The following is a 17,366-nucleotide window of genomic DNA, read 5'->3' on the forward strand; positions in this document are numbered from 1 at the left end:
GTCGCATTCGCGCCGTTTGGCGCTGCTGCGGAAAGCGTCGTGGTTGGGGTTTTCGCCGCGTGCCGCAGTGCAAAAAAACTGTTGAATCCGGCGAGCTTTGGGGGGTATAGTTTTTTCGACCGCAGCGAACAGGACGGTAGTGTCCAAAATGGTGCATGAGGCCTGAAAAGGCTAGCCTTCGACCCCGTCTAGTCGCTGTTTCTGCACCAGATTGGTGCAGACTACAAAGCCGGTGCGCGCGCGCCCGGCTTTTTTGTGCGCGTTCGGTTTGTCGGTGATGGCCTTGCGGCCGATTTTTCCGGCTCCGAGCGCGTGATCTTGAGTGTCGTTTGAGGAATCGAAGATGGATCTGCCCCAAAAGCAGGGTCTGTACGACCCCGCCAATGAACACGATGCCTGTGGCGTGGGTTTCATCGCCCACATCAAGGGCGAGAAACGTCATGACATCATTCTGCAGGGCCTCGAGATCCTGAAAAACCTCGACCACCGCGGCGCGGTGGGCGCCGACCCGCTGCAGGGCGACGGCGCGGGCATCCTGATCCAGATCCCCGACCAGCTCTACCGCGAGGAGATGGCGGCGCAGGGCGTGACCCTGCCGTTGCCCGGCGAGTACGGCGTCGGCATGGTGTTCATGCCCAAGGAAGCCGCCTCGCGCCTCGCCTGCGAGCAGGAGATCGAGCGTGCGGTCGTGGCCGAAGGCCAGGTCGTGCTCGGCTGGCGCGACGTGCCGGTCAACCGCGACATGCCGATGTCGCCCACGGTCAAGGCCATGGAGCCGATGATCCGCCAGATCTTCATCGGCCGCGGTCCCGACGTCATGGTCACCGAGGCGCTCGAGCGCAAGCTCTACGTCGTGCGCCGCCGCTCCGCCAACGCCATCGGCGCGCTCAAGCTCAAGCACGCCAAGGAGTTCTACATGGTGTCGTGCTCGGCACGCACCGTGAACTACAAGGGCCTGCTGCTCGCCGACCAGGTCGGCGAGTACTACCCCGACCTGCTCGACAAGCGTGCGGTGTCGGCGCTGTCGCTGGTGCACCAGCGCTTCTCGACCAACACCTTCCCGAAGTGGAACCTCGCCCACCCGTTCCGCTACATCGCGCACAACGGCGAGATCAATACCCTGCGCGGCAACTACAACTGGATGCGCGCGCGCGAGAAGGGCGTGCATTCGCCGCTGCTCGGCGACGACCTGCAGAAGATCTGGCCGCTGATCTACCCCGGCCAGTCCGACTCGGCCTCCTTCGACAACGCGCTCGAGCTGCTGGTGATGAGCGGCTACTCGCTCGCCCACGCGATGATGATGATGATCCCCGAGGCCTGGGAGTCGCACACGCAGATGGACGAGAAGCGCCGCGCCTTCTACGAGTACCACGCGGCGATGATGGAGCCCTGGGACGGCCCCGCGGCGGTGGCCTTTACCGACGGCCGCCAGATCGGTGCCACCCTCGACCGCAACGGCCTGCGTCCGGCGCGCTACCTGATCACCGACGACGACCTCGTGGTGATGGCCTCCGAGTCCGGCGTGCTGCCCATCGCCGACAGCAAGATCGTCAAGAAGTGGCGCCTGCAGCCCGGCAAGATGTTCCTGATCGACATGGAGCAGGGCCGCATCATCGGCGACCAGGAGATCAAGGAGTCGCTCGCCCACGCCAAGCCCTACGCCGACTGGCTGCGCCGCATCAACATCAAGCTCGACACCCTCGAGGCGCCGGCCGTGCTCGACACCGCCGCCGCCGACGAGCGCGTCGCGCCGCTGCTCGATCGCCAGCAGGCCTTCGGCTACACGCAGGAGGACATCAAGTTCATCCTCGAGCCGATGGGCAAGGCAGGTGAGGAAGGCACCGGCTCGATGGGCAACGACTCGCCGCTGGCGGTGCTGTCCTCGAAGAACAAGCCGCTGTTCAACTACTTCCGCCAGCTCTTCGCGCAGGTCACCAACCCGCCGATCGATCCGATCCGCGAGCAGATGGTGATGTCGCTGGTTTCCTTCATCGGCCCGCGCCCCAACCTGCTCGAGATCAACGAGATCAACCCGCCCTTCCGCCTCGAGGTGAGCCAGCCCGTGCTCGACTTCGAGGGCATGGCCAAGATCCGCAACATCGCGCGCTACACGCAGAACAAGTTCCGCTCCGCCGAGCTGGACATCTGCTACCCGGCCGAGTGGGGCAACGAGGGCGTCGAGGCGCGCCTGGCCTCGCTGTGTGCCGACGCCGAGAACGCGGTGCTGGCGGGCACCAACATCCTCATCGTGTCCGACCGCAAGCTCGCCGCCGACCGCGTCGCCATCCCCGCGCTGCTGGCGCTGTCCGCGATCCACCAGCACCTGGTGGAGAAGGGCCTGCGCACCCGCACCGGCCTGGTGGTCGAGACCGGCTCGGCGCGCGAGGTGCATCACTTCGCGGTGCTCGCCGGCTACGGCGCCGAAGCCGTGCATCCCTACCTCGCGCTCGAGACCCTGGCCCACCTGGCCGACGACGCCGAGACCGCGGCCAAGTACGTCAAGCACTTCGTCAAGGCGATCGGCAAGGGCCTGATGAAGGTGATGTCCAAGATGGGCATCTCGACCTACATGTCCTACACCGGCGCTCAGATCTTCGAAGCCGTCGGCCTCAAGCAGGCGCTGCTCGACAAGTACTTCACCGGCACCACCAGCCAGGTCGAGGGCATCGGCGTGTTCGAGGTGATGGAAGAATCCATCCGCCTGCACAAGGCCGCCTTCGGCACCGACCCGGTGCTGCACGACATGCTCGACGCCGGCGGCGAGTATGCCTTCCGCATCCGCGGCGAGGAGCACATGTGGACGCCGGACGCGATCGCCAAGCTGCAGCACGCCACGCGCTCGGGCAAGGCCGACACCTACAAGGAATACGCCAAGATCATCAACGACCAGAGCCGCCGCCACATGACGCTGCGCGGCCTGTTCGAGCTCAAGGCCGCGCTCACCCCGGTGCCGCTCGACGAGGTTGAGCCCGCCAAGGAGATCGTCAAGCGCTTCGCCACCGGCGCGATGTCGCTCGGCTCGATCTCCACCGAGGCGCACACCACGCTTGCGGTGGCGATGAACCGCATCGGCGGCAAGTCGAACACCGGCGAGGGCGGCGAAGACCCGATGCGTTTCAAGCCGCTGACCGAGGCGATCAAGCTGTCGCAGGTGATCGGCGAGAAGCGCATCGCGCGCGACCTCGACCTCAACGCCGGCGACTCGCTGCGCTCGGCGATCAAGCAGGTGGCCTCGGGCCGCTTCGGCGTCACCACCGAGTACCTGATCAACGCCGACCAGATCCAGATCAAGATGGCCCAGGGCGCCAAGCCCGGCGAGGGCGGCCAGCTGCCCGGCCACAAGGTCTCGGAGTACATCGGCTTCCTGCGTCACTCGGTGCCGGGCGTTGGCCTCATCTCGCCGCCGCCGCACCACGACATCTACTCCATCGAGGACCTCGCGCAGCTCATCCACGACCTCAAGAACACCAACCCGGCCGCGAGCATCTCGGTCAAGCTGGTGTCCGAGATCGGCATCGGAACGGTGGCGGCGGGCGTGGCCAAGGCCAAGGCCGACCACATCGTGGTTGCCGGCCATGACGGCGGCACCGGTGCGAGCCCGTGGAGCTCGATCAAGCACGCCGGCTCGCCGTGGGAGCTCGGGCTGGCCGAGACCCAGCAGACCCTGGTGCTCAACCGCCTGCGCGGACGCGTGCGCCTGCAGGTCGACGGCCAGATCAAGACCGGCCGCGACGTCGTCATCGGCGCGCTGCTCGGCGCCGACGAGTTCGGCTTCGCCACCGCGCCGCTCGTCGTCGAGGGCTGCATCATGATGCGCAAGTGCCACCTCAACACCTGCCCGGTCGGCGTCGCCACCCAGGACCCGGTGCTGCGCGCGCGCTTCTCGGGCCAGCCCGAGTACGTGGTCAACTACTTCTTCTTCGTCGCCGAGGAAGTGCGCGAGCTGATGGCGCAGCTCGGCGTGCGGACCTTCGACGAGCTCATCGGCCGTGCCGACCTGCTCGACATGAAGAAGGGCATCGCGCACTGGAAGGCGCAGGGCCTCGACTACTCGCGCATCTTCTACCTGCCCAACGTGCCCGCCGAGGTGCCGCGCCTGCATCGCGAGACGCAGGACCACGGCCTCGACAAGGCACTCGACAAGCAGCTCGTCGTGCTCGCCAAGCCGGCACTGGAGAAGGGTGAGAAGGTCAACATCGACCTGCCGGTGCGCAACATCAACCGCACCGTGGGCGCGATGCTCTCGGGCGAGGTGGCCAAGCGCTACGGCCATGCCGGCCTGCCCAACGACACCATCCACATCCGCCTCAACGGCACCGCCGGGCAGAGCTTCGGCGCCTTCCTGGCGCGCGGCGTCACGCTCGAGCTGGTGGGCGAGGGCAACGACTACGTCGGCAAGGGCCTTTCGGGCGGCCGCATCATCGTGCGCCCGAAGGCCGAGTTCCGCGGCGACACGCCGCAGAACATCATCGTCGGCAACACCGTGCTCTACGGCGCGACCGAGGGCGAGGTCTACTTCGCCGGCGTCGCGGGCGAGCGCTTCGCGGTGCGCAACTCCGGCGCCACCGCGGTGGTGGAGGGCGTGGGCGACCACGGCTGCGAGTACATGACCGGCGGCACCGTGGTCGTGCTCGGCGAGACCGGGCGCAACTTCGCCGCCGGCATGTCGGGCGGCGTGGCCTACGTGCTCGACGAGGATGGCACGTTCGAGCAGCGCTGCAACATGGCGCAGGTCGCGCTCGAGCCGCTGCCCGAGGAGATCGCCGCGCGCAAGGGCTCGGAGTCGGGCGACGAGCTCGAGTCCCACGGCCGCGTCGATATCGACCACCTGACGATGGGCGACGAGCTCATCCTCAAGGGCCTGATCGAGCGCCACGTCCGCTTCGCCAGCAGCGTGCGTGCGCGCGAGATCCTGAACAACTGGGGCCTCTGGCGGAAGAAGTTCGTCAAGGTGTTCCCGCACGAGTACCGCCGCGCGCTGACCGAGATGGCTCAGCAGCGCGAAGCTGAGAAGGAGGCCGCATAAATGGGCAAGCCCACCGGATTCATGGAATATCAGCGTCTGTCCGAGGCCTACGAGCCGGTCGACAAGCGCCTGAAGACCTACAAGGAGTTCGTCGTCCGCCTCACCGACGAGCAGGCGTCGGTCCAGGGCGCGCGCTGCATGGACTGCGGCATCCCGTTCTGCAACAACGGCTGCCCGGTCAACAACATCATCCCGGACTGGAACGACCTCGTGTATCGCGGCCACTGGCGCGAGGCGATCGAGGTGCTGCACTCGACCAACAACTTTCCCGAGTTCACCGGCCGCATCTGCCCCGCACCCTGCGAGGCGGCGTGCACGCTGAACATCAACACCGACGCGGTGGGCATCAAGTCGATCGAGCACGCGATCATCGACAAGGCCTGGGAAGAGGGCTGGGTGGTGCCGCAGCCGGCCGAGGTCAAGACGGGCAAGAAGGTCGCCGTGGTCGGCTCCGGCCCGGCCGGCCTCGCGGCCGCGCAGCAGCTCGCGCGCGCCGGCCACGACGTCACCGTGTTCGAGAAGAACGACCGCATCGGCGGCCTGCTGCGCTACGGCATCCCCGACTTCAAGATGGAGAAGTCGCTGATCGACCGCCGTGTCGAGCAGCTCCAGGCCGAGGGCGTGGTGTTCCGCACCGGCGTGCTGGTCGGCGCGCAGAATGTGCCCGCCGGCATCGTCAATGATGCGAAGCAGGTCGTCAGCGCCGAGCAGCTCAAGCAGGACTTCGACGCCGTGGTGCTCGCCGGCGGCTCCGAGATCCCGCGCGACCTGCCGGTGCCGGGCCGCGAGCTCGGCGGCGTGCATTACGCGCTCGAGTTCCTCATCCCGCAGAACAAGCAGGTCGCCGGCGACAAGCCCAATCCGATCTCGGCCAAGGGCAAGCACGTGGTGGTGATCGGCGGTGGCGACACCGGCTCAGATTGCGTGGGCACCTCCAATCGCCACGGCGCAGCCAGCGTGACCCAGTTCGAGCTCATGCCGATGCCGCCCGAGCAGGAGAACAAGGCGCTGACCTGGCCCTACTGGCCGACCAAGCTGCGCACCTCGTCCTCGCACGAGGAAGGTTGCGAGCGCGACTTCGCCGTCGCCACCAAGGAGTTCATCGGCAAGAACGGCAAGGTCAAGGCGCTCAAGGCCTGTCGCCTGGAGTTCAAGGACGGCAAGATGTCCGAGGTGCCGGGCTCCGAGTTCGAGATCAAGGCCGACCTGGTGCTGTTCGCGATGGGCTTCACCCAGCCGGTGGGCGGCGTGCTCGAAGCCTTCGGTGTGGACAAGGACGCCCGCGGCAATGCCAAGGCGAGCACCGACGGTGCAGGCAGCTACACCACCAACGTGCCCAAGGTCTTCGCCGCCGGCGACATGCGCCGCGGGCAGTCGCTGGTGGTGTGGGCGATTCGTGAGGGCCGCCAGTGCGCCCGTGCGGTCGATGAGTTCCTGATGGGTGAGAGCTTGTTGCCCCGATAGGCGAATCGCCCACGAGGGGAGAGTTGACGATTGCGGGCCGACCGGCCCGCAAGGCGCGAGGGCCGCCAGTGTGCCCGTGCGGTCGACGAGTTCCTGATGGGTGAGAGCCTGCTGCCGCGCTGATATCCTCTGCGCTGAAGCGATTTGCGAAAGGCGGTCCGCGGACCGCCTTTTTTTCTACCCGCCGCCCGGAGCGCGCCCCCCATGCCCAAGGTCCTCGTCATCAACGGCCCCAACCTCAACCTGCTCGGCACCCGCGAGCCCGTGATCTACGGCGCGACCACGCTTGCCGACGTCGAGAGCGGCCTGCGCGCGCAGGGCGAGGCGCTCGGCATCGAGCTGCTGTGCTTCCAGAGCAACCACGAGGGCGCGATCGTCGATCGCATCCACGCTGCGCGCACCGAGGGCGTCGCGTGGATCCTCATCAATCCGGGTGCCTACACCCATACCAGCGTGGCGATCCGCGACGCGCTCGCCGGGGTGGCGATCCCCTTCGTCGAGGTGCATATTTCCAACGTGCACAAGCGCGAGCCCTTCCGCCACCACTCCTACCTGTCGGACGTCGCCGAGGCGGTCATGGCCGGCTTCGGCGTGCACGGCTACGGTCTCGCGCTGCAATACATCGCCCTCCGCCTGAGCTGATCGCACCCGCGCCTGCCCGGCGATGGACGCCCTCGGCTGGTTCGTCACCGCCTCGCCATCCTGCTCACCGGCATCTCCAAGGCTGGGCTGGCCGAGGCGCTCGGCGGGCTGGCGGTGCCCTTCATGTCGATGTGGATCCCGCCGCGCGACGCGGTGGCGGTGGTGTTGCCGATCCTGAGCGCGATGGACATCGTCGGTATCCGGGTGTGGCGCGGCAAGGCCGACCGGGGCGATCTGCGCCACCTGATCCCGGCCGCGCTGCTCGGCATCGGCGCGGGGACGCTGCTCTGCGGCGTGCTCTCCGACCGCATGGTCAAGCTCGTGCTCGGGCTGATCGTGCTCGCCTTCGTTGCCGACCGCCTGCTGCGCCGGCGCACCGCGGACGCCGCGACCGGCGAAGGACCGCGCGTGCTGCCCTTCGCCCGGTCGTGCGGCGCCAAGCTGCTATGGGACGGGCTGGGCGGCGGAAGCCGGCCGATCAGCCGGAAAAGTGGAACACCTCGGGGTCGTCCCAGTGCTCGACGAGTACGCGCCGGACGCGGTCCTGCCACAGCTGTCCGAAGCGCTGCAGTTCGCCGGCGTCGGCGTCGCCGCGCATGCAGCGGCCCATGCGCTCGGCCATCTCGGGGTGGGGCTGCACCTTTGCCAGTTCGGCGGCAGCGTCCACGGAGGCGCCGGTGTCGCTGCGGCTGAAGCGCAGCGCGAGCGGCTGCGGTTCGCCGAAGCGCTGCAGGTTGCGGCGCACGAAGCGCCCGGCGATGCCCTTGAAGCCGCCGTCCTGGGCGCTGCCGGTGAGGAGCCCGACCACCGCGGCGACGACGCCGGTCACGCCCTCGTCGAGAGGATGCTGGAAGCCCACCTGCACCAAGCCGCGCACGGGCAATGCGCCGGGGAAGAGCCGCGTCATCGCGTGATGGGCGAGGGCGTAGGCCGAGGCCACCGTCGGGCAGGAATGGCCGGCCAGGCGCACCGCGTCGGCGTAGCCGTACTCGAGCACGCCCCCCTCGGCGGCGCCGAGGAACTCGGCGAGCGGATCGCGCACCACGAGGCGTGGCACCTGGTCGAAGAAAGCGGGAAAACGTTCGCTGGACATGCTCGCTCCGGGGCGTTGGGGAGCGCCGATTCTCCGTCCGCGCCGGTGTCGGCCGCCTTGACGTGGCTCAGGCCGCCTGCTTGCCGAGGCGGCGCTCGATCGCCTTCGCTGCCGCGCGCACCCGGCATGCGGTGAGGCCTTCCCAGTCCGGATCGACGCTCCCGACCGGTCCCATCGCGGTGATCGCGAGCGCGAGCTGGCCGCCGCCGTCGAAGACCGGCGCGGAAAACGCATGGATGCCCGGGATCGGATTGCCGAGTGCGCGCGCGAGGCGCTGCGTGCGGATCTCGTCGAGCACCGCCCGGACGTCGGCGGGGGACATCTCCAGCGGTGGGGCGCCCACCGCAGCCGCTTCGGCGGCGAGCACGGGGGCGACGATGCGCTGCGGCAGGAAGGCCGCGAACACGCGCCCGGTGGCCGACAGCAGCAAGGGCGTCATGACCGTGCCGGGCCGCATGTTGATGTGGATCTGGCGGCTGCACTCCTCGATGTGCACGACGGTGGGGCCGTGGTTGCCCCACACCGCGATCGCCACGTTGAGCTCGATGTCGTCGGCGAGCCGGGCGGCTTCGGGCAGGGCCGCCTTGATCGGATCGAGGCCGTGCAGCGCGCTCAGGCCCATCTGCAGCGCGAACGGGCCGAGCCCGTAGCGGCCGGTGAGCGCGTCCTGCTCCACCAGGCCGAGCTTGCCGAAGCTCACCAGGTAGGGATGCGCCTTGGCCGCCGGCATGCCGGCCTCGCGTGCGAGGTCCTTCAGCATCATCGGCTTGCCTTCGCGCACCAGGGCGGACAGCAGGCTGCCGCCGACCTCGATGGACTGGATGCCGCGGCGCTCGGCGGCGGACTCGGCCGCATCGCGTGCGGTCGAGGGGGAGGGATTAGGGATGTCCTGCATGCTGCTCTCCGGATTCGCGGCGCATCTTAACAGTCCACCGGACTGGCCGCGTATCCGGAAGATTTGCCTATAACAAACGTATTGACTATTAACGAACTCACAACTAGTATGGATCCATCGCTGCACATCACCGGAGACCTCCCCTCATGAGCACCAAGAAATTCGCCTCCCAGGCCGACCTCGAAGAGAAGAAGATCAGCTGGGAGAAGCTGTCCGAAAACGCCTATGCCTATACCGCCGAGGGCGACCCCAACACCGGCGTGATCATCGGCGACGACGGCGTGATGATCATCGACGCCACCGCCACCCCGGTGGCCGCGCAGGGCGTGATCGCCAAGGTGCGCGAGATCACCGACCTGCCGATCAGGTATGTGGTGCTCACCCACTACCACGCGGTGCGCGTGCTCGGCGCCTCGGGCTACAAGGCCGAGGGCCTGGAGCAGATCATCGCCAGCAAGGACACCTGGGACCTCATCGTCGAGCGCGGCCAGCAGGACATGGACTCCGAGATCGGCCGCTTCCCGCGCCTGTTCCAGGCGGTCGAGAGCGTGCCCGGGCTGACCTGGCCGACCATGACCTTCAGTGGCGAGATGACCGTGTGGATGGGCAAGCTCGAGGTGCGCATCAAGCAGCTCGGCCGCGGCCACACCAAGGGCGACACCATCGTCTATCTGCCCGCCCAGGACATCTGCTTCTCCGGCGACCTGGTCGAGGCCGACGCCGCCTGCTACACCGGCGACGCCTACCTCGCCGACTGGCCGCAGACCCTCGACAACCTGGCAGCGATGAACTTCGCCAAGCTCGTGCCCGGCCGCGGCCCGGCGCTGATGACGCCGGAGAAGGTCCAGGCCGGCCTCGCCTACACGCGCGACTTCGTCTCCACGCTGTACCGCAGCGCGCAGGAGGCGGTCGCGAAGGGCATGGACCTGAAGGCGACGATGGCGCACACCCGCGCCAACATGGACCCGAAGTTCGGCCAGGTCTTCATCTACGAGCACTGCCTGCCCTTCGACGTCACCCGCGCCCACGACGAGGCGAGCGGCATCCGCGATCCGCGCATCTGGACCGCCGAGCGCGACCAGCAGATGTGGCACGCGCTGCAGCAGGGCTGAGCCTGCAGCGGGCAGGGCGTCGTGTGGCGCCGCGCCTCTCGCACCCCTGATTTCCAGCAGCGTCCGGCGCCGGCTGCGGCGCCCCGCACCGCACCGCAGGACCGCGCGCCAAGACGCGGCCCCGGCGCACACGAACAAACCCGGAGGAGACCGCCGTGCTGAGCACGTACCAATACCCCAAGTTCGAATACGTCCGTCCGCCCGAGATCGCCGAAGGGCGCGACGGCCACTACCCGGTGGTGATCGTCGGCGCCGGCCCGGTGGGTCTGTGCACCGCGATCGACCTCGCCCGCCAGGGCCGGCAGGTGCTGCTGCTCGACAACGACGACACGGTGTCGATCGGCTCGCGCGGCGTGTGCTACGCCAAGCGCACGCTCGAAGTGCTCGATCGCCTCGGCTGCGGCGAGGAGATGGTGCAGAAGGGCGTGTCGTGGAACGTCGGCCGCACCTTCTTCCGCGAGGACGAGGTGTTCAACTTCAACCTCTGTCCCGAGCCCGACCATCACCGTCCGGGCATGATCAACCTGCAGCAGTACTACCTCGAGGACTACCTGGTGCAGCGCGCGCGCAAGCTCCCGAACCTCGAGATGCGCTTCAGGAACAACGTGATCGCGGTCACCCCCGGCGAGAAGCAGGCGAGCCTGCGCGTGGAGACGCCCGATGGCGCCTATACGCTCACCACCGACTGGCTGGTGGTGGCCGACGGCGCGCGCAGCCCGATCCGCACCATGCTCGGGCTGGATATCGAGGGCAAGGTCTTCATGGACCGCTTCCTCATCGCCGACGTGGTCATGAAGGCGGACTTCCCCACCGAGCGCTGGTTCTGGTTCGACCCGCCCTTCCATCCCAACCAGTCGGTGCTGCTGCACCGCCAGGCCGACAACGTCTTCCGCATCGACTTCCAGCTCGGCTGGCAGGCCGATCCGGAGCAGGAGAAGAAGCCCGAGAACGTGATCCCGCGCATCCAGGCGATGATCGGGGACGATCGCGAGTTCGAGCTCGAGTGGGTCAGCGTGTATACCTTCCAGTGCCGGCGCATGAACCGCTTCAATCACGGTCGCGTGCTCTTCGTCGGCGACTCGGCGCACCAGGTCTCGCCCTTCGGCGCGCGCGGCGCCAACTCCGGCATCCAGGACGCCGACAACCTGGTGTGGAAGCTCGCGCTGGTGATGGACGGCAAGGCGCCCGCCACGCTGCTCGACACCTACGGCGACGAGCGCGGCTTCGCGGCGGACGAGAACATCATGAACTCGACGCGCTCGACCGACTTCATCACGCCCAAGAGCCGCACCAGCAGGACCTTCCGCAACGCGGTGCTGGGCCTGGCCGAGCACCATCCCTTCGCGCGCGCCCTGGTCAACTCCGGGCGCCTGTCGGTGCCGAGCTTCCTCGTCGATTCGCGGCTCAACACCGCCGACGATGCGGTGTTCGCCGGCAACATGGTGCCGGGCGCGCCGATGGACGACGCCCCGATCGAGTCCGTCGGCGGCGAGCCCTGGCTGCTGCAGGTGCTCGGCGACCGCTTCCAGTTGCTGCACTACGTGGCCGACGCCGCCGACCTCGACGCCGCCAGCGTGGCCGCGCTGCAGTCGCTCGCGGAAGGGCCGATTCCGGTGGAGCCGATCGTGGTCGCGGCGCGCGGCCGGGCGCCGGCCGGACTGCGCACGCTGATCGACGCCAAGGGCCGCATCCGCGAGCGCTACGACCTGCAGCCCGGCACCACCTACCTCGCCCGCCCCGACCAGCACGTCGCCGCGCGCTGGCGCGCCCTCGACCCGGCCCGCGTGCGCGCCGCCGTCGCCCGCGCCACCTGCAACGCCTGAAGGAGACCGTCATGGCCCTGAACACCCAGCCCAACCTGTTCGAACCCGGCAAGCGCTACTTCCGTGCCTTCTCGCCCGGCGACGATTTCTACGAAGCCCTGATCGAGACCCACCGTGATCTGAGCGACGAGCAGAGCGAGATGGTCAACGCCCGCCTGATCCTGCTGCTCGCCAACCACATCGGCGACATCGCGGTGCTGCGCGAGGCGATGAGCATCGCTCGCGCAGGGGTGGTCGCAAAGGACTGATCGTTACGCGAGCCGGTCGATGGTGGCCGTGCTGCAGACGACGTGCAGCGAGCGGGATCGCTGCAATGATGATGCCCGGACCGGAGCGCTCCGTTATCTTCCCGAAATGCCGCAACGGAGCTTCGGCACTGAACCAAGGACGAGGAGACCGCAATGACCCCGATCGTGAAGAAGATCCATCACGTCGCCTACCGCTGCAAGGACGCGCTCGAGACCGCGCGCTGGTACGAGAAGCACCTCGGCATGAAGCTCGTGCTGTCGATCGCCGAGGACGCCGTGCCCTCTACCGGCGAGCCCGATCCCTACATGCACATCTTCATGGACGCCGGCATGGGCAACGTGCTCGCCTTCTTCGAGCTGCCCACGCGTGCGCCGATGGGCCGCGACGAGAACACCCCGGCGTGGACCCAGCACCTGGCGATGGAGGTCGACTCGATGGAGACCCTGCTCGCCACCAAGGTCCGCCTCGAGTCCGAGGGCATCCAGGTCGTCGGTCCCACCGACCACGCCCTCTTCCAGTCGATCTACTTCTTCGACCCCAACGGCCACCGCCTCGAGCTCGCCTGCAACACCCACCGCCCCGGCATGCTGGAGGCGCTCGACAAGGTCAAGTGGGACATGCTCGAGGAGTGGGCGCAGACCAAGAAGGCCCCCAGGCACGCGGCCTGGATGCACGACGGCCGCTACAAGGAGATGTTCCAGTGAAACTCGCCACCCTCAAGCAAGGCGGCCGCGACGGCACCCTGGTCGTCGTCAGCCGCGATCTCACCCGCTGCCGTGCCGTGCCGGCGATCGCCCGCACCCTGCAGGCCGCGCTCGACGACTGGCAGGCCTGCGAGCCGCCGCTGCGCCAGGTGTATGAGGCGCTCAACAGCGGCGCGGTCGACGCCCAGCCCTTCGACCAGACCGCCTGCGCCTCGCCGCTGCCGCGCGCCTACCAGTGGGCCGACGGCTCGGCCTACATCAACCACGTCGAGCTGGTGCGCAAGGCGCGCAATGCCGAGATGCCGCCCTCGTTCTACACCGACCCGCTGATGTACCAGGGCGGCTCGGACAGCTTCATCGGCCCGCGCGACGCGGTGGTGGCCGACGAGGCCTGGGGCATCGACTTCGAGGCCGAGGTCACGGTGGTGACCGGCGACGTGCCGATGGGCGCCACCCCCGCCGAGGCGGCGCAGGCGATCCGGCTGGTGATGCTGGTGAACGATGTGTCGCTGCGCAATCTGATTCCCAACGAGCTCGCCAAGGGTTTCGGCTTCTTCCAGAGCAAGCCGGCCTCGGCCTTCAGTCCGGTCGCGGTCACGCCCGACGAGCTCGGCGAAGCCTGGAGGGATGCCAAGGTGCACCTGCCGCTGGTGGTGCACCTCAACGGCAAGCTCTTCGGCAAGCCCGAGGCCGGCGTCGACATGACCTTCGACTTCGGCCAGCTCGTCGCCCACGTCGCCAGGACGCGCGAGCTCGAGGCGGGCTCGATCATCGGCTCGGGCACGGTCTCGAACAAGCAGGGCGACCTGTGGGGCTCGTCGATCGATCACGGCGGCGTCGGCTACTGCTGCCTCGCCGAAGTACGCACCTACGAGACCATCGAGCAGGGCAAGCCGGCCACGTCCTTCATGCGCGACGGCGACGTCGTCCGCATCGAGATGTTCGACCGCCAGGGCCGCAACGTCTTCGGCACGATCGAGAACCGGGTGACGGCGCGCAAGGGCTGAGGCAAGTGAAGCTCTACACCTACTTCCGCAGTTCGGCCGCGTATCGCGTTCGCATCGCACTGAACCTCAAGGGCCTGGACTACGAGGCCGTGCCGGTGCACCTGGTGCGCGGCGGCGGCGAGCACCGCCAGCCCGCCTACCTGGGCCTCAATCCCGCCGGCCTGGTGCCGGCGCTGGAGGACCAGGGCCAGGTGCTGACCCAGTCGCTGGCGATCATCGAGTATCTCGAGGAGAGCCATCCGCAGCCGGCACTGCTGCCGGCCGCGCCGCTCGACCGCGCCCGCGTGCGTGCGATCGCGCAGGCGATCGCCTGCGACATCCACCCGGTGAATAACCTGCGCGTGCTGCAGTACCTCACGCGCGAGCTCGATGCCAGCGAAGAGCAGAAGAACGCCTGGTACCGGCACTGGATCGGCGTCGGCCTGCAGGCGGTGGAGGCGATGCTCGCCGGCGATGCGCGTACCGGTGCGTTCTGCCACGGTGATACGCCCGGCCTGGCCGACTGCTGCCTGGTGCCGCAGGTCTTCAACGCCCGCCGCTTCGGCTGCGAGCTGGCGGCGATGCCGACGGTGCTGCGCATCGCGGAGACCTGCGCCGGGCTGGAGGCTTTCCAGCGCGCCGCGCCCGAGGCCCAGCCCGACGCCGAGTGAGCGGCGCAGTCTGGCTTTCCGGTCTTGCAGGTGAGCGGTTGCGAATGGCTGCGCGCGCAGGCGAGGGAGACCGGGGCGCGTGCGCGAGTCGCGCAGGGATGCCCGGCGACGATCTTTTTTTGCCCTTCGTCCTGCCACCGGCGGTATCTTCCGCGGGCTTGGTCCCCGTTTTCGGAGTCCCGATGTCGACCGCTTTCGTCGTCCTTGCCTTGTCGCTGCTGCTCGGCCTCCAGCCGGTCACCACCGATCTCTATCTGCCCGCGCTGCCCTCGATCACCCAGGACCTGGGCGCCTCGGTGGCGCAGGCGCAGCTCACGCTGTCGGGCCTGCTGCTCGCCTTCGGCCTGTCGCAGCTGGTGTGGGGACCGATCTCGGACCGCTTCGGGCGCCGGCCGGTGCTCCTGCTCGGGCTGGCGATCTACGTCGTGGCGGCGGTGGGCAGCACGCTCGCCGGGTCGATGGAGGCGCTGCTGCTGTGGCGGATCGCCCAGGGCGCGGCGATGGGGGCGTCGGTGATGTGCGCGCGTGCGCTGGTGCGCGACCTCTACAGCCCCGAGGTCGGGGCGCGCGCGATCAGCAAGGGGCTCACCGGGCTGGGCGTGATCGCCTGCCTGAGCATCCCGCTCGGCGGCGTGCTCGCCGAGTTCTTCGGCTGGCGGAGCGCCTTGTCGGCGCTGGCGCTGTTCGGCGCGGCCACGCTGGCACTGATCGCGCTGCGCTTCGAGGAGACCCTGCAGCGTCCCGACCCCGATGCGCTGCGCCCGGCCACGCTGGTGCGCACCTGGATCACCATCCTGCGCAACCCCACCTTCCTCGCCTTCGCGCTGCTGGCTGCGGCGACCTACGGCGGCCTGTTCACCCTGCTGGCGGCCTCGTCCTTCGTGTTCATCCGCCTGATGGAACTGTCGCGCATCGAGTACGGCGTGCTGATGTTCGCGATCGTGCTCGCCTACGTCGGCGGCACCCTGCTGTGCCGGCGCCTGCTGGTGCGCTTCGGCGTGCAGCGCACGGTGGCGATCGGCGGCGTGTTCTCGCTCGCGGGCGGCAGCCTGCTCGGGCTCGGCGGGCTGGCGGGCCTGGAGGGGGTGTGGCCGATCCTGCTGCCGGCGCTGATCTACATGGTCGGCCACGGCATCCACCAGCCCTGCGGCCAGGCGGGCGCGGTCGGGCCCTTCCCGAAGGCGGCGGGCGCCGCCTCGGCGATGAGCGGCTTCCTGATGATGGTGGTGGCGTTCGCGATGGGGCAGTGGCTGGGCGCGAGCATGGACGGGACGCCGCTGCCGATGACCCACGGCATGTGGTTCTGGGGCGTGGCGACGGCCGCGGTGGCCTGGGGGCTGGTCGGCCGGGTGCCGCGCCAGGCTTGAATGCATGGGGCGGGTTGCGCGAAGCGGGGCGGCTCCGAGGGGAACGGAGCTCGTTCCACCGCTGCATTGGCGCCTGGCGGCGCTCCTGCATGGGGGGCCTGCATGGAGGTTGCCGGATCAGATCGCGCCGGCTGCGCGCAGCGCGGCGATGCGGGCCTCGTCGTAACCCAGGCCCGCCAACACCGCGTCGGTGTGCGCGCCCAGCGCCGGCCCGATCCATTCGCTGCCGCCGGGCGTGCCCGACAGCTTCGGCACCACGCCCGGCATGCGGCAGTCGCGCCCGTCCGGCAGCTTCACGCTGTGCAGCATCTCGCGCGCCAGGAATTGCGGGTCGGCGAACATGTCGGCCACCGAGTAGATGCGCGAGGCCGGCACCTCGGCGGCGGCCAGCGTGGCCAGCACCGCGGTCTCGTCGTGCTGCGCCACCCAGGCGTCGATCAGCGCGTACAGCTCTTCGCGTCGCGCGTCGCGGCCGGCGTTGTCGGCGAGCGTGGCGTCCTCGGCGAGGTCGTCGCGCCCCATCGCACGCATCAGGCGGCGGAAGATCGCGTCGCCGTTGGCGCCGATGGTGATGTGGCGGCCGTCGCGGGTGGTGTGGGTGTTGGACGGCGTGATGCCGGGCATGATGTTGCCGGTGCGCTCGCGCACGAAGCCGAACACGTCGAACTCGGGCACCAGCGACTCCATCATCGCGAACACCGCCTCGTAGAGCGCGACATCCACCACCTGGCCTGCACCGCCATTCACTTCCTTGTGGCGCAGCGCCATCAGCGCCCCGAGCGCACCCCACAGCGCGGCGATCGAGTCGCCGATCGAGATCCCGGTCTTCACCGGCGGGCGGTCGGGAAAGCCGGTCACGTAGCGCAGCCCGCCCATCGACTCGCCGATTGCGCCGAAGCCCGGCTGCTGCGCCATCGGCCCGCTCTGCCCGAAGCCCGACAGGCGCACCATGACCAGACCGGGGTTGATCTTCGACAGCGCCTCCCAGCCCAGCCCGAGCTTGTCGAGCACGCCGGGGCGGAAATTCTCCACCACGATGTCGGCCTCGGCGACCAGCCGGCGCACCACCTCGACGCCGTCGGGGTGCTTGAGGTTGACCGTCACCGACTTCTTGTTGCGCGCCTGCAGGTACCACCACAGCGAGGTGCCCTCGTAGAGCTTGCGCCACTTGCGCAGCGGGTCGCCGCCGTCGGGCGCTTCGATCTTGATCACCTCGGCGCCGAACTCGGCGAGGATGCGGGCGGCGAAGGGGCCGGCGATGAGCGTGCCGAGCTCGACGACCTTGATGCCGGCGAGGGGTTTGGTGGGCGTGGTCATGGTGGGGTGGGGCGGTG

13 protein-coding genes and 1 pseudogene are annotated in these 17,366 nt (G+C 68.9%); 11 read left to right on the forward strand and 3 right to left on the reverse strand.

The window, feature by feature from the left end; translation table 11 throughout:
* The first annotated feature begins 343 nt into the window (after positions 1-343).
* The 4 genes and pseudogenes from TMZ1T_RS04110 to TMZ1T_RS21505 all read left to right on the forward strand — a co-directional run.
* Positions 344-5,026 carry a glutamate synthase-related protein gene (locus TMZ1T_RS04110; protein ID WP_012584669.1) on the forward strand — a complete coding sequence of 1,561 codons (4,683 nt, stop codon included), beginning with the start codon at positions 344-346 and terminating at the stop codon, positions 5,024-5,026.
* Complete coding sequence (locus TMZ1T_RS04115; RefSeq protein WP_004299478.1) at positions 5,027-6,490, forward strand: glutamate synthase subunit beta; 1,464 nt, start codon at positions 5,027-5,029, stop codon at positions 6,488-6,490.
* Positions 6,491-6,694: 204 nt separating this feature from the next.
* Entirely contained in the window at positions 6,695-7,132 is a 438-nt protein-coding gene (aroQ, locus tag TMZ1T_RS04120; RefSeq protein ID WP_012584670.1) for a type II 3-dehydroquinate dehydratase, read from the forward strand.
* Positions 7,133-7,240: 108 nt separating this feature from the next.
* A pseudogene (locus TMZ1T_RS21505) lies at positions 7,241-7,465 on the forward strand (TSUP family transporter); the annotation flags it as partial.
* 145 nt (positions 7,466-7,610) lie between these two features.
* Here TMZ1T_RS21505 and TMZ1T_RS04130 read toward each other — a convergent pair.
* Positions 7,611-8,225 carry a hypothetical protein gene (locus TMZ1T_RS04130; RefSeq protein ID WP_012584671.1) on the reverse strand — a complete coding sequence of 205 codons (615 nt, stop codon included), beginning with the start codon at positions 8,223-8,225 and terminating at the stop codon, positions 7,611-7,613.
* Positions 8,226-8,292: 67 nt separating this feature from the next.
* Positions 8,293-9,120, reverse strand: coding sequence for an IclR family transcriptional regulator (locus TMZ1T_RS04135; RefSeq protein ID WP_004299458.1), 828 nt, complete (start codon positions 9,118-9,120; stop codon positions 8,293-8,295).
* Between the two features lie 146 nt (positions 9,121-9,266).
* Here TMZ1T_RS04135 and TMZ1T_RS04140 point away from each other — a divergent pair, with 146 nt between their 5' ends.
* The 7 genes from TMZ1T_RS04140 to TMZ1T_RS04170 all read left to right on the forward strand — a co-directional run bounded on the left by TMZ1T_RS04140 (position 9,267) and on the right by TMZ1T_RS04170 (position 16,032).
* Complete coding sequence (locus tag TMZ1T_RS04140; RefSeq protein ID WP_012584672.1) at positions 9,267-10,232, forward strand: MBL fold metallo-hydrolase; 966 nt, start codon at positions 9,267-9,269, stop codon at positions 10,230-10,232.
* Positions 10,233-10,387: 155 nt separating this feature from the next.
* Positions 10,388-12,055: an FAD-dependent oxidoreductase gene (locus tag TMZ1T_RS04145; RefSeq protein ID WP_004299454.1), complete on the forward strand. Its 1,668-nt coding sequence runs from the start codon at positions 10,388-10,390 to the stop codon at positions 12,053-12,055.
* Between the two features lie 11 nt (positions 12,056-12,066).
* Positions 12,067-12,303 carry a DUF2783 domain-containing protein gene (locus tag TMZ1T_RS04150; protein WP_004299452.1) on the forward strand — a complete coding sequence of 79 codons (237 nt, stop codon included), beginning with the start codon at positions 12,067-12,069 and terminating at the stop codon, positions 12,301-12,303.
* Between the two features lie 153 nt (positions 12,304-12,456).
* Positions 12,457-13,008 (forward strand): VOC family protein, encoded by a 552-nt coding sequence (locus TMZ1T_RS04155; RefSeq protein ID WP_012584673.1) that lies wholly within the window; start codon positions 12,457-12,459, stop codon positions 13,006-13,008.
* Positions 13,005-14,015 carry a fumarylacetoacetate hydrolase family protein gene (locus tag TMZ1T_RS04160; protein WP_012584674.1) on the forward strand — a complete coding sequence of 337 codons (1,011 nt, stop codon included), beginning with the start codon at positions 13,005-13,007 and terminating at the stop codon, positions 14,013-14,015. Before TMZ1T_RS04155 ends, TMZ1T_RS04160 begins: the two co-directional genes overlap by 4 nt.
* 5 nt (positions 14,016-14,020) lie before the next feature.
* Complete coding sequence (maiA, locus tag TMZ1T_RS04165) at positions 14,021-14,665, forward strand: maleylacetoacetate isomerase (protein WP_004299448.1); 645 nt, start codon at positions 14,021-14,023, stop codon at positions 14,663-14,665.
* 182 nt (positions 14,666-14,847) lie between these two features.
* Entirely contained in the window at positions 14,848-16,032 is a 1,185-nt protein-coding gene (locus TMZ1T_RS04170) for a Bcr/CflA family efflux MFS transporter (RefSeq protein ID WP_012584675.1), read from the forward strand.
* A 117-nt stretch (positions 16,033-16,149) separates the two neighbouring features.
* On the opposite strand, the gene TMZ1T_RS04175 is transcribed toward TMZ1T_RS04170, so the two are convergent.
* Positions 16,150-17,349: a CaiB/BaiF CoA transferase family protein gene (locus TMZ1T_RS04175; RefSeq protein ID WP_012584676.1), complete on the reverse strand. Its 1,200-nt coding sequence runs from the start codon at positions 17,347-17,349 to the stop codon at positions 16,150-16,152.
* Between the last annotated feature and the right edge of the window lie 17 nt (positions 17,350-17,366).

Origin of the sequence: Thauera aminoaromatica, assembly GCF_000021765.1 — a bacterium.
GTDB lineage: Bacteria > Pseudomonadota > Gammaproteobacteria > Burkholderiales > Rhodocyclaceae > Thauera > Thauera aminoaromatica.

Bases quoted from the DNA above. Each gene is read 5' to 3' on its own strand.
- TMZ1T_RS04140 (WP_012584672.1), top strand. From the start codon at position 9,267: ATGAGCACCAAGAAATTCGCCTCCCAGGCCGACCTCGAAGAGAAGAAG.
- aroQ (WP_012584670.1), top strand. From the start codon at position 6,695: ATGCCCAAGGTCCTCGTCATCAACGGCCCCAACCTCAACCTGCTCGGC.
- TMZ1T_RS04135 (WP_004299458.1), bottom strand. From the start codon at position 9,120: ATGCAGGACATCCCTAATCCCTCCCCCTCGACCGCACGCGATGCGGCC.
- TMZ1T_RS04155 (WP_012584673.1), top strand. From the start codon at position 12,457: ATGACCCCGATCGTGAAGAAGATCCATCACGTCGCCTACCGCTGCAAG.
- TMZ1T_RS04150 (WP_004299452.1), top strand. From the start codon at position 12,067: ATGGCCCTGAACACCCAGCCCAACCTGTTCGAACCCGGCAAGCGCTAC.
- TMZ1T_RS04115 (WP_004299478.1), top strand. From the start codon at position 5,027: ATGGGCAAGCCCACCGGATTCATGGAATATCAGCGTCTGTCCGAGGCC.
- TMZ1T_RS04170 (WP_012584675.1), top strand. From the start codon at position 14,848: ATGTCGACCGCTTTCGTCGTCCTTGCCTTGTCGCTGCTGCTCGGCCTC.
- TMZ1T_RS04175 (WP_012584676.1), bottom strand. From the start codon at position 17,349: ATGACCACGCCCACCAAACCCCTCGCCGGCATCAAGGTCGTCGAGCTC.
- TMZ1T_RS04110 (WP_012584669.1), top strand. From the start codon at position 344: ATGGATCTGCCCCAAAAGCAGGGTCTGTACGACCCCGCCAATGAACAC.
- TMZ1T_RS04130 (WP_012584671.1), bottom strand. From the start codon at position 8,225: ATGTCCAGCGAACGTTTTCCCGCTTTCTTCGACCAGGTGCCACGCCTC.